The organism is Methanobrevibacter arboriphilus JCM 13429 = DSM 1125, assembly GCF_002072215.1.
Classification (GTDB): Archaea; Methanobacteriota; Methanobacteria; order Methanobacteriales; family Methanobacteriaceae; genus Methanobinarius; species Methanobinarius arboriphilicus.
On sequence record NZ_JXMW01000006.1, the window covers coordinates 172801 to 184754 of the forward strand.

Consider the following 11954-nt stretch of genomic DNA (forward strand, 5'->3'; position numbering starts at 1 on the left):
AATTCATATAATTCAACCATTCAATAAATATTTTAAAATTTTAATATCAAATATGATTATATGATAATTATACTGTTTTTGGATCAATGAATTTATAAAAAAAGTTTATATTATAAAATATAATGATGTAAAATTGAAATACTATTCAATAAAAAAAAAGAATATATTAAAAATAATAATCATGAAAAAATAAACTAATTTTATTCTTAAAATAATTTTTATTATTTTATTTTTCATTTTATTAGAAATCTTGTTACTAAATCAAATAATGCTAAAGTAAGCGTAATTATTATTCCAACTCTCCATTTATTTTCAGAGCTAATATATCTGTTTAATTTCTGATCAATTCGATTAAATTCTTTTTTTGTATCTTTATTTATTTCGATATGTTCATTTTCCCATTTTTCCAATAATTTTTGTTCTGTTTCAATTTTAGCTATTCTTTGAAGTTTTTCTTTGTCATTGTTTTTTATATGAATAATATCTTTTTGCATTGTGTCCAACTTATTATCCACTCCTTTAAGTATTCCCCTAATTTCAGCAATATCTATTTCTGCTTTATTACTCTCTGTCATTGATATCACGACTATCTGATTTCAATTCAATATTTTTAGCCAAATAACCTCCAAAAATTCCCAATCCTGCTGTTGAAACTTCTATGTATCCAAGTTTTAGACTATATATTATTGTTATTCCTATCGTAATGCCAATAATTAGTTTCATCGGACTTATTTCTTTTACTTGTACTATCATACCACCTCCAACATAATAATCAGTGATGTTATAAAAATAATTATGAAAAGTATGAATAAAATAAAAAAATGAATTATTATTGTTCAAAAAATAAAAAAAATGTTATAAAACTTTAAAACTATTGAAAATTTAAATATAATAAAAATTAAAAATAGAAAATATAAAAAAGATTGAAAATTTAATTGATTAGATGAATAGATAGTTATTGATTATTTTTTATATATAAAAAATAATATTATTAATTTTTATAGAGAAAAGTCTATTTAAAAAACAGATTTAGTTTCGACTCATCTAATCCAAATTAAATTTATAATTTTATTCCCCAATCAAATACTACTTTAAAATTCGCAACATAAGATGGAGGAACACTACTAAGGACCAAACCACATTTTTTACAAATGATTTCCAATTTTTCATAACAAATATCTTTTCCATTACATTCAGGACAACATATATTATTTTGTTCTCCTATTTTGTAATATTTATTACAATTAAAGCAAGTCAAAGTGTATCTTTTAATCATGTGGTTGTAACTTATTTCAATATTCTTACCATTACATTCAGGGCATTTATTTATTATCATACTACTAAACTTTTTAATATCCAAAACATACTCTAAGCAATTAAAAAAAGCTTATTGCATTAATTAATTACATAGTGCAAATAATTATTTTTTATAATCAACACTTACTCTAAGCAATTAGAAAAAATTGAGTAAAAATAAAAATTAAATCAAATAATATTTAAGATTTTATTTTCAATTTTTTCATTTCCTTTTTTATAGCTAGTAACTCTTGATCAAAGCTGTTATGTCTATGCATTGATAAATAACCACTTCCCAATCCAGATCGTTGTTTTTCAGCCATAGTTTCTTTGTATCTATGATAATACTTCCTGAAATATGCTCTATTTTTTTCTTGTCTTGCATTTTTACTGCAAAAATCAGAACAATATACTTGCCTATTATGCTTTTTTAAAAATTTTTCCCCACACCATTTACAAATTTTTAATTTTACTATTGCTTCACTTTTAATTATATCACAACTCCTTTAATTCATACAAAATTATGGATTTTTCAAATAATTTAAAAAATTCCTATTTTTGTTAATTTTTCTATTCTGAAACTGCATCCAATAAGCCAACATCCTGAATATAGCTATGCTGATTCTAAGTTAAAAATAAAAAAAATATTTTTAATATTTTATAAAAAATCTTTTTTAACAAAAGTCTTTTTTTAACTCACTTTTATCAAAAATATAATATATTTATCTTTATTTACTTTATTTCAAAGTTAATTAATGATTATGTTAAATTAGTTAGCTTTGTGCTTTAATTTGTCTTATACATTATAAATAAGCCACAGCTCTCACCCCACCCCACCCCCTATGGAATGATTGCAAGTGAAAATATAATAAAAAATAAGATAAAAGTATTAACTATATTTAAAAAAAATAATTAGTATATATAATCTTCAGTAATCTTACTAGAACCATAAGTTTCAGCACGTTCACCTGCTTTACTTAATAACTTAATACCATAACGTAAATCTTCTCGCTCAAAAGTATAATCACTAGCTAAATTAATGAGTTTTTCAGATATTACACCGGGATAAAATCCTGCAATACACCTATGTTTAAGAATATCAAATATTTGAGAATGAGTATATCTTGGAAAATTGATCTCGACTGGATGAAAGCTAGAAATAACACTATCATTTAGAATAATACTTTTACGTTGCGAAGTTATAGTTATCACTGAAATCTTAGCATTATTATATGTTTCATGAGCTCTCAAAAGATTGTATAATGTTTTATTTAACTCTTTATCATTTTTTATAAAATCAAAGTCATCTAATGCTACTATCAATATTTTATTGTCTTTTCTAATCTCTTTCATTAATTTTTCAAAGATATTAAAAGTAGATAACCCATTAACATTTACATTTTCACCAAAAAGTCTTTTATAAATTTGAGTAAACACTTTATATTCAGTTTTATTAACTTGACAATTTATATGGACACACAAAACATTATTAAATCTTTCTTCTATTAAATTAAAGTATTTCAATATTGTAGATGTTTTTCCAGTTGCATATTTACCTACTAACATCATATTTTGAGGAGGATGTCCATTTTTAAGCCCTCTACAAAAGCTAACCATTTCATATAACTGTTTATCTCTATATTTATATATTTCTGGCAAATAATTTGGGCCAAAAACATCAATATCTCTAAAAATAGTCCCAGTTTCATCAATAATATCTTCAAATGTCTGTTTATCCATAATAATTACCAAAATAATATATCTAAAGTATAACTTATAAAATAAATCAGAGAGCTTTTGAAAAGTAATTTTAATAATAAAATAAATATAGATAATAAAATAAGTATATAAAAATTCTAAAAATAGATTATATAAATGTAATGCACAAATTAACTTAAACTATTAATTTGTTTGTACAATATAGACTTTAAATAATAAATTAAAATATTTTATATATTTTATTTAGCTTAATGCAATTTTAGTGTCTTTAAAATATTTTATCCTTCCTGATTTAAAATAGTAAGATTTATTAATATGAAAAATTAAAAGTAATAACTTGATATTAGGGTGATTGTCATGAATAATAACAAATTAGCTAATGAAGTTTATTATTTTATAGTTTTCTGTTTATTGGTTTTATTGATTTTTAAATATTGTTTATTTGCTGCCTGATAGGATAATTTAGCTGAAATCTTCAATACTTATTTTTATAAGCTCAATATCCTCAAGACTTTTCTTTTTAAAAATAACAATATCATGTATAAACTCATATTTTTTAGCAATTTCAATGATAGACTCAGCAGCCCAGAAAACGTCTATGACTTGAAAAACTGAGCATTTGATACTATTTCCATTAATATCTTCATTATTAATATCTTCATTATTAATATCTTCATTTTCAGGAAAATTTAACCTTTCACTCATTTTTTCATCAAAAACAATTTTACGACCAATACAATCTTTTTTAAGTTCATCAATTATAAAAGGTTCGATGATTGTTATAAATTCATCTAAATCTTCCTTAAAATTATCAACTGCTGAATTTAACCATTTGATAAAAATAAATCCTTTTTCTAACTCTCCAAACTCGTGAGTTATATCTCTTTTTGTGATAAATTCAAATGGAATATTAGTATAATAATTAGTAAAAGTACTAATAGTCTCTTCTAAAGAAAAAAGTTCATTTGAAAATCTTTTGAAAAATTTATCATCAATAGCTAATCTATTATTATTAAAGTAAGATTTTTTATTTTCATGCCCTATATTAAACATCATACTTTCATCAGTATCAAATATCCCATCTTTTTTGACTTCATTTTCATTAAAGGTAATATAATCATGACCTAAAACATAATGTTTAAAACTATTATCCTTATAAACTCTCTCTTCAATTAATAAATGACCTTTATAGTTTATACATTGGAGGTAGCTACAATCTCCTCTTTCTAATATAAAAAAAGAATCAATACTTTCTAAATCATTTAAACAATTGACTATATCCTCAATAGTTATATTTTCTGATTTATAATGTGAATTAGATTTCATAGTAAATAATCCTATTATAATATATTATTAAAAGCATTAATAAAATTATCATTTAATAAAATTAAAATACATTAGAAATAAAATAATATTAAAATAAAATAAATTAGAAATAAAATAAATTAAAAAGCTATATATAAAAATCTATAATAAGACAAACCTATAATAATACAAATCTATAATAATACAAGTCTATAATAATACAAGTCTAATCATGGAAATATATATCATGAAAATTTATATCATTAAAAATTGTATTTCTGAAAACTTATATCCATAAAAATACTTCACAAGCAGGATCATACTCATATTCATGATCAGTTTTTTTAGATTTCCAATAATCAACCCAGTAAACCCACCATTGATTAGAAAGCTTTTTAATATCATGATCATTTAAAGACTCAAAATCATTGAAAAAATTAATCTGATTAGCTCCACAAATAATAGCAATATCATCAAAAATAACTAATAATATAAAATCAACTTCAATACTAGAAAAATCATTATTAATATTAGAAAAATCATCAATATTTCCTAAAAATGTCTTTTTAAACTTATAATTCTCATTTATTTTTTCAAAAAGATTAAAATCTTGAAATTTCAGCCCATTTTCTATTATCTTATATGAAAAATCATCTTTAATTTGAAAATCTTCTTCTTTTAAAAAGTCATTCTTTTTTTTATTATTCTTTATGTTTAAATTATTTTTTATATTTAAAAAATTTATATCTTCATAATCATTATAAAAAATAGCAAAAAAAGGATCGTCAGCTAAACGGATAGTTATTTCACTAGAATGTTTAGTATATTTTTCTAAACTTGGTTTATACAATTGAACATCTTCAAAATCAAGCTGAATAGAATTTTCAGATGTTTCTAACCAAGTCCATCTTCCAGCTGATGAAATTGCATCTTCCATCAACCTTAAAGTTTTTTGTTTCATAAATACCCATAATTATTTATAGTTCTTTAAATAAGAATTAAAAGCTCCTTCCATTTCATATTCTTGATTATCAAAGGATTTCTCCCACTTAAATGGATTAATTTCAATTCTTGTATTAATATCTTCATTCCATTTAACAGAAAAGCTATTTATTTTAAAAATATTAGTTATTTTTTTACCTATATCTAATGATTTTTCTTCATTGTCTGTAAAATCTCCAAAAGCAATATTTAACAGATTATAATTAATAGCTACTTCTATATCTTGAAAATTATAAAAACAAAATCCCTCAGGAGACATATTTTTAGATTTAAGATGATGGAACACTTCAAAAGCATCATGAACACCTTCATCTATAGTATAACCTGCATTATGGATAGCTATTATCTTTTCTTTATTAATCTGATTAAAACACTCTCTAAGTCTATCAAAGTCAGTTTTTTCTTCCCAATCCTTTTGTTTAGATATATTTTCATTATATCTATCTAATATCATATTATTAAGAATATCTAATGGTATATCTTCATCAATAAACTGTTCTTCTATAATTTCAAGTATCTCATCATTGTAATAAAAACCAGAATCAATTAATATTGATATTTCATAATTTATTTCTTGGATTAATTCTTTATCCATAAAACCACCCAAAATATTAGGAATGCCCAAATACCAAAATTTAAAATTTTAAAATGTCATATAAGCTAAATATTAGAAATAATACTAAAAATAATATTATACTAATATTAGAAATAATCTTATAAATAATATAAAAAATAATATATTGATAGAATAAATATATTAATAAAATATATACAAAAAGTATTAAAATATTTAAACTATAATAAATATGAATGAAAACATAAAATAGAGATTAAATTATTCTAACAGAGTTTGAATATGAGTTACATTACCTCTTTCTGAAAATCCAACTATAACTCTTGATTCATCAATTTTAGCTACTGAAAACTCATCTCTTTCCTTATATTTATATCCTCTAAGTTTAGTATAACCTTCAAATGCAAGTCTTGGTTTAACATCAAATTCTTTTTGAAACTTATTATAAACATTTATAAATCTTTCAATTGAGTTATCTTTTTGAATTTTATCAGATTTAATAGTTACAAAGATTGTAATTTCTCCCAGATCAACTGCATAATAAGCATCATCATCCATAATACCTGAAACAGTCATAGCTATCAAATGAGATTCAAGTAAATCAGCATCAAATACATCGGTAATAAACTGACCAATACTATATTTTTCACCAATTTTTTTAACATCAAAAGACTCTTTGATTAAATTTTCAGTGAAGTTTACCTCTTCATTATCCCATGCCCAATGCCACTTATTATTTTCATTGGATAAAGTTCCAATTATTTGTACTGGAAATTCTAAATCATCTCCAAAAGATATAACTCCATCATCAATATTTAAATTCCCAATAGTATCTCCAATAATTTCACCAAAGCATTCTTGCTTATCTAAAGCTATTGCCCCATATTTTGTGAATATTGTTTGGAATGAATCTGAATCCTCTATTTTTATTGCCTTTTCTTTCATAGTTTATATTGATATACATTAGTATATATAATTTAATGTTTAATGTTGATTAAATAGAATATAAATAATTAAAAATTGTTAATTAAAAAATTAATTTCTAGAATTAATTTCTAGAATCATTATTTGCAAAATAGATCATAGCTTTAGACATAAACTCGGCCAATCCTTTATGATAATTATCAAAAAATACTATAAAATCTTCATGTTCACAGTAAAGATTTGCTAGTTCAATATAAGATTCTTTATTTGTTGGATTCAAAGTCCCAACTAATTTAAAATGTTTAAATATTAATTTTTGAATTTTTTTTGAATTATATTCATTTTTATCCATAGAGTTTGCTATTTCTTGAATTAAATTGTTTAAGTTAGATTGATAATTTTCCCATTCAGCAGGGTTCATCTTTTTAAGTTTTTTATCAGCTTTTTTAAATGAACGCTTACCATATCGATTGATCGTATCTTTTTTATACCTATTTTTATTATCTTCACTCATTCCATCAAAAAGATCTTTATCAGAAACCATTAAAACCCCTCTTATACTCTAAAAAATAAAGAAATTTAGATAAAAAATTTAAATAAAAACTTAAAAACATGAATATTAGTAAGTTTATTATTACTACAATAATTTTAAGTATTACTGTTGATATTACTATTAATATTATTATTAATATTATTATTTGTGTTAGTATTAATAGTATTTAATAGCATTAATATTAGTATTAATAGTATTACTATTAATATTATTATGATATTATTATAAAATAAATTATTAAATTAGTTATAAACTAATATAGTTATAAACTAATATATTATTAAATATAATATTAATATAATAAATATAATCTATTTTATATATAAATCAAATTATATATAAATTATTTTATATCTTATATAGAACAGAAACATTTTATAAAATTAGGTTCTAAAATTAAATTATAAGATTAATTAAAATGGTATAATTTAATTAAAATAGTATAATAACTTTTAAATTTTAATAATGGGGTGAACTTATGAAAATTATGGCATTTTCAGGAAGTCCTAATAAGGAAGGTAGTACAAATACAATAATTAAGAAAATACTTAACACAGCAGATGAAAATAACCACGAAACTGCATTAGTATCTTTAAACAGTTTAAATATAAATCCTTGTCAAGCTTGTGGATACTGCAAAGAAAATGAATCATGTGATTAGATGATGATATAAATAAAATTCATAAAGAAATGGAGGATGCAGATTATATTATTATTGGATCACCAATTTATTTTGGTGAAGTTACAGCACAAACTAAACTATTCACAGATAGATTTTATAGTATATACAATAATAAAAATAGAAATGTTGATGGGAAAAAAGTTATTTTAATATATACTCAAGGAAACCCTGATGCTAAAGTTTATGAAGAATATACCAAAAATCAAAAAGCGTTTTTATATGATTTTATGAATTTTGATGTGGTGAATACATTAATAGCTGCAGGAATTCATTCAAAAGAAGATTTAAACCAGAAAAATGAAATACTTAAAGAAGCTGAAAATATTGCAATGAGAATTACTTAAAATTGAAATAAAGATTACTTAAAATTAAAATTGTTTAAAAAGCAAATATAAAAACAAATAATACATAAGAATTTTTAAATATATGATTTTAAATCATAAATTGCAGGTCCATGGATCACTTTCCCATTAAAACTAAATCTTGATCCAAATTTAGGGCATTCCCATGATTTTTCAGCTGTATTCCAAACAAGAGTACAACCACTATGAGTAGATCTTGATTCAACCCCATAAAAATTAGAATCAATATCTTTATAAATTGCTACTGAATGATTTCCAATATTAACAATTTTTGCTTCTTCAAAATTTAATTCTAATAAATACTTAGATAAAAGTTGAGATTCCTCATCACTTAACTCATAAATATCAGAATTTTCAATCTCAGATCCTCTATCAAATGTATTTAAACATTTTTCAATATCTTTATGACCTTCTTTATCTTTAAATCTTTGAGGATCAAAAATATCAATATAATCATCTATTCTTAAATTTTCTTTTCTTTCATTAAGTTTTAATCTCTTTTTACCAAGTTTATTTAATATTAATTGAGAAATAACATTAGCTGATATAGTTCCAGTAGTCATTCCCCAGCTTCCAAAACCAGTAGCTATATAAACACCATTATGTGAAGTTTCACCAATTATAGGAACCTCATCTACAGATCTATTGTCCTGATTAGACCAAAAATATTCAATATCAGTTGTATCGAAAATTTCTTCAATATAATTACTTAAGTTTTTATAACACTCCCAAGTATCTTCAACCTCACCAATATCATGATGTTCACCACCAACAATAACCATTTCTCCCTTATCAGTATTAGTTGATCTATAAGAATGAAATGGGTTAATATCTACAAACATACCAGAATCTTTATTTTTATTAGTATAAATTCCCATTATATATGACTTATTTTGATACATAAAATTACATACAGAATCTGGATCATATATAGGAGAATTAGTAGCTACAACTACGAAGTTAGCTAAAATATTTCCATTTTCAGTATGAATCAATTTTAAATCACTATCATTACCATTAGAAATCTTTTTCAAATCAGAATCATAGAATGAATCATTTGGAGCATCTTCAATAGTGAAAGCTCGTGTTTTTTCAAAAACAAAAGAACCATCACCATCAATAGAATCAGCTAAAAAATTTAAGTATTTTTTTGGATGAAATTCACCTTGATTATCATGTAATATCCCTAATCCTTTATGAGGATATGGTAATTCATCGGTGAGTTTTGCATGAACTCCAAGCTCTTCTAATGAATCATACTCATTTTTAATTAAATGAAAAGAATTTTCATCAGAAGAATATAAATACAAAGAAGAAACTCTATAATCACAATCAATATTAAATTCATTGACAATATTACTAATGGTATTAAAAGCATCAAAATTTGCCATATAAAATTTTAAAGCAAAATCTTTTCCAAATTTAGATAAAAGATTGCTATAGATTAAGCCAGATGTAATAGTGATTTTAGCTGTTGTTCCAGCAGTAACATCACCAACAATACGATTAGATTCAATTAAAGCAACATTGAACCCTTGTTTTTTAAGAATAAACCCTGTTGTTATTCCAGCTATTCCCCCACCAATAATAGCAACATCAACTTTTATCTCTTCTTTAAGAGAAGAATAGTTTTTCATTTCTGTACTGTCTAACCAGTAAGAGATGTGTTTTCCATTAAACAAAATACCATTTCCTTTTTATTTTTATTTTAAATAAATATTTAAGTTAATATACAGCTATTTAAAAATCAAATATCTAAAAAGATAATTCAGAAATCCTTTTCATTGCTTCTTTAGTGTTTTCTAAAGAATTAAATGCAGTAAGTCTTAAATAACCTTCCCCACTAGAACCGAAGCCCGCACCAGGAGTTCCAACCACATTTGCTTCATTAAGAAGAAGATCAAAAAAGTCCCAAGAATCCATATCATTAGGAGTTTTAACCCAAATATAAGGAGAATTTACACCGCCATAAACATTTAAACCTATATTAGCTAAACTCTCTCGAATTATTTTTGAATTGTTCATATAATACTCAATATTATCCATTATTTCCTTCTTTCCTTCTTCTGTGAAAGTAGCTTCAGCAGCTTTTTGAACAGGATAAGAAACACCATTAAATTTTGTAGTTTGTCTCCTATTCCAAAGCTCATTAACAGATTGTAAGTTACCATAGCTATCTACTGCTTTAAGTTCTTTTGGAACAATAGTATATGCACATCTAGTTCCAGTAAACCCTGCAGTTTTTGAAAAACTTCTAAATTCAATAGCTACCTCTTTAGCTCCATCTATTTCATAAATACTATGAGGAACATCATCTTCAGTTATAAATTTCTCATAAGCTGCATCAAATAATATTATAGATTCATTTTCTTTTGCATATTCTACAAACTTAGTTAATTGTTCTTTATTAAGTGTAGTTCCAGTAGGATTATTTGGGAAACAGAGATAAATTATATCTACCTTTTCTTTAGGTAATTCTGGTACAAAATCATTTTCTTGAATACATGGCAAATAAACTAACCCTTCATACATACCATTATCCTTAATATGACCAGTGCGACCAGCCATTACATTAGTATCTACATAAACAGGGTAAACAGGATCAGTTACGGCAATCTTATTATTTAAATCGAATATTTCTTGAATATTACCAGTATCACACTTTGATCCATCACTAATAAAGACTTCATCTAACTCTAAATTAACGCCTAATGGCTCAAAATCATTTTTTATAATTGTTTTAATTAAAAAAGGATAACCTTGCTCAGGGCCATAACCCATAAATGTTTTTTCATCACCCATCTCAACAACAGCTTTTTTAAAAGCAGTTAAAACAGTTGGTGTTAAAGGTTTTGTTACATCTCCAATTCCCATACGAATTATATCAACTTCTGGGTTATTTTTCTGAAATTCATCAATTCTTCTTGCAATTTCAATGAATAGATAGCTATTTTGTAATAAAAGATAATTTTCATTAATTTTTACGCTCATAAATTGTCCACCATTATAAAATATAATTGATTAAATATTTTACTAACAAAGACCTACTAATAAAGATCTATAAATAAAGACCTACTAAAGACCTAAAAATAAAGGCCTGCTAATAGAAATCTACAAATAAAGACCTATTTTGTAAATAAAATCAAATGCTTGCTTATAATATTTATTTAAAAAATTATAATAATTATTTAAAGAATATTACTAATAAATAAAGAGTATTATTAATAAATAAAGATGTATTATAATATAGAGAATAATATTATAACAAATAGAGAATAATAACTATTTATAAAAAGTATTTAATAAATTTTTTTATAAAAAATCTAAAAAGACAATTTTAATAAAAAAATAATACTATTAAAAAATTTATTATTAATTAAAAACACTATTATTAATTTTTAAATAAACCAAAAATATAAGGAAAGTAACAACTATAAATAAAAATTAACTGAAAAAAATTAAAAAATAAAGATTAAAATAAGAATATAAAGAATATAAAAAATATATATATAAAAATGTAGTTAAGATAAGAATTAA

Annotated in this window: 13 protein-coding genes; 2 read left to right on the forward strand and 11 right to left on the reverse strand. The window is 23.1% G+C overall.

The window, feature by feature from the left end; genetic code table 11:
* Positions 1-233: 233 nt before the first annotated feature.
* The 9 genes from MBBAR_RS04540 to MBBAR_RS04580 all read right to left on the reverse strand — a co-directional run bounded on the left by MBBAR_RS04540 (position 234) and on the right by MBBAR_RS04580 (position 7364).
* Positions 234-575, reverse strand: a complete 342-nt coding sequence (locus MBBAR_RS04540; RefSeq protein ID WP_080460078.1) for a hypothetical protein — start codon at positions 573-575, stop codon at positions 234-236.
* The gene (locus MBBAR_RS04545; RefSeq protein ID WP_143746136.1) at positions 562-840 is read right to left on the reverse strand and encodes a hypothetical protein; all 279 of its coding nucleotides are present in this window, start codon (positions 838-840) and stop codon (positions 562-564) included. The genes MBBAR_RS04540 and MBBAR_RS04545 overlap by 14 nt, the downstream gene beginning before the upstream one ends.
* 220 nt (positions 841-1060) lie before the next feature.
* Entirely contained in the window at positions 1061-1360 is a 300-nt protein-coding gene (locus MBBAR_RS04550; RefSeq protein WP_080460080.1) for a hypothetical protein, read from the reverse strand.
* An 848-nt stretch (positions 1361-2208) separates the two neighbouring features.
* Positions 2209-3036 carry an AAA family ATPase gene (locus MBBAR_RS04555; protein WP_080460081.1) on the reverse strand — a complete coding sequence of 276 codons (828 nt, stop codon included), beginning with the start codon at positions 3034-3036 and terminating at the stop codon, positions 2209-2211.
* A gap of 441 nt (positions 3037-3477) precedes the next feature.
* On the reverse strand, positions 3478-4341 hold the full coding sequence (locus MBBAR_RS04560; RefSeq protein WP_080460082.1) for a hypothetical protein: 864 nt from the start codon (positions 4339-4341) through the stop codon (positions 3478-3480).
* Between the two features lie 265 nt (positions 4342-4606).
* Positions 4607-5281 carry a hypothetical protein gene (locus MBBAR_RS04565; RefSeq protein ID WP_080460083.1) on the reverse strand — a complete coding sequence of 225 codons (675 nt, stop codon included), beginning with the start codon at positions 5279-5281 and terminating at the stop codon, positions 4607-4609.
* Positions 5282-5293: 12 nt separating this feature from the next.
* Positions 5294-5917: a DUF6891 domain-containing protein gene (locus MBBAR_RS04570; protein ID WP_080460084.1), complete on the reverse strand. Its 624-nt coding sequence runs from the start codon at positions 5915-5917 to the stop codon at positions 5294-5296.
* A gap of 240 nt (positions 5918-6157) precedes the next feature.
* Positions 6158-6841, reverse strand: coding sequence for a DUF6882 domain-containing protein (locus MBBAR_RS04575; RefSeq protein ID WP_080460085.1), 684 nt, complete (start codon positions 6839-6841; stop codon positions 6158-6160).
* Between the two features lie 103 nt (positions 6842-6944).
* Positions 6945-7364, reverse strand: a complete 420-nt coding sequence (locus MBBAR_RS04580) for a TipAS antibiotic-recognition domain-containing protein (protein WP_080460086.1) — start codon at positions 7362-7364, stop codon at positions 6945-6947.
* Between the two features lie 487 nt (positions 7365-7851).
* Here MBBAR_RS04580 and MBBAR_RS10620 point away from each other — a divergent pair, with 487 nt between their 5' ends.
* Entirely contained in the window at positions 7852-8034 is a 183-nt protein-coding gene (locus tag MBBAR_RS10620; RefSeq protein ID WP_080460087.1) for an NAD(P)H-dependent oxidoreductase, read from the forward strand.
* A gap of 8 nt (positions 8035-8042) precedes the next feature.
* Complete coding sequence (locus tag MBBAR_RS10525) at positions 8043-8399, forward strand: flavodoxin family protein (RefSeq protein ID WP_263641022.1); 357 nt, start codon at positions 8043-8045, stop codon at positions 8397-8399.
* A 74-nt stretch (positions 8400-8473) separates the two neighbouring features.
* Here MBBAR_RS10525 and MBBAR_RS04595 read toward each other — a convergent pair whose 3' ends face one another.
* A complete protein-coding gene (locus MBBAR_RS04595; protein WP_080460089.1) occupies positions 8474-10099 on the reverse strand; it encodes an FAD-dependent oxidoreductase in 1626 nt (541 codons plus the stop codon).
* Between the two features lie 73 nt (positions 10100-10172).
* Positions 10173-11408 carry an LL-diaminopimelate aminotransferase gene (locus tag MBBAR_RS04600; protein WP_080460090.1) on the reverse strand — a complete coding sequence of 412 codons (1236 nt, stop codon included), beginning with the start codon at positions 11406-11408 and terminating at the stop codon, positions 10173-10175.
* Positions 11409-11954 lie beyond the last annotated feature (546 nt).

Bases quoted from the DNA above. Each gene is read 5' to 3' on its own strand.
- MBBAR_RS04540 (WP_080460078.1), bottom strand. From the start codon at position 575: ATGACAGAGAGTAATAAAGCAGAAATAGATATTGCTGAAATTAGGGGA.
- MBBAR_RS04555 (WP_080460081.1), bottom strand. From the start codon at position 3,036: ATGGATAAACAGACATTTGAAGATATTATTGATGAAACTGGGACTATT.
- MBBAR_RS04560 (WP_080460082.1), bottom strand. From the start codon at position 4,341: ATGAAATCTAATTCACATTATAAATCAGAAAATATAACTATTGAGGAT.
- MBBAR_RS04565 (WP_080460083.1), bottom strand. From the start codon at position 5,281: ATGAAACAAAAAACTTTAAGGTTGATGGAAGATGCAATTTCATCAGCT.
- MBBAR_RS04570 (WP_080460084.1), bottom strand. From the start codon at position 5,917: ATGGATAAAGAATTAATCCAAGAAATAAATTATGAAATATCAATATTA.
- MBBAR_RS04575 (WP_080460085.1), bottom strand. From the start codon at position 6,841: ATGAAAGAAAAGGCAATAAAAATAGAGGATTCAGATTCATTCCAAACA.
- MBBAR_RS04580 (WP_080460086.1), bottom strand. From the start codon at position 7,364: ATGGTTTCTGATAAAGATCTTTTTGATGGAATGAGTGAAGATAATAAA.
- MBBAR_RS10620 (WP_080460087.1), top strand. From the start codon at position 7,852: ATGAAAATTATGGCATTTTCAGGAAGTCCTAATAAGGAAGGTAGTACA.
- MBBAR_RS04600 (WP_080460090.1), bottom strand. From the start codon at position 11,408: ATGAGCGTAAAAATTAATGAAAATTATCTTTTATTACAAAATAGCTAT.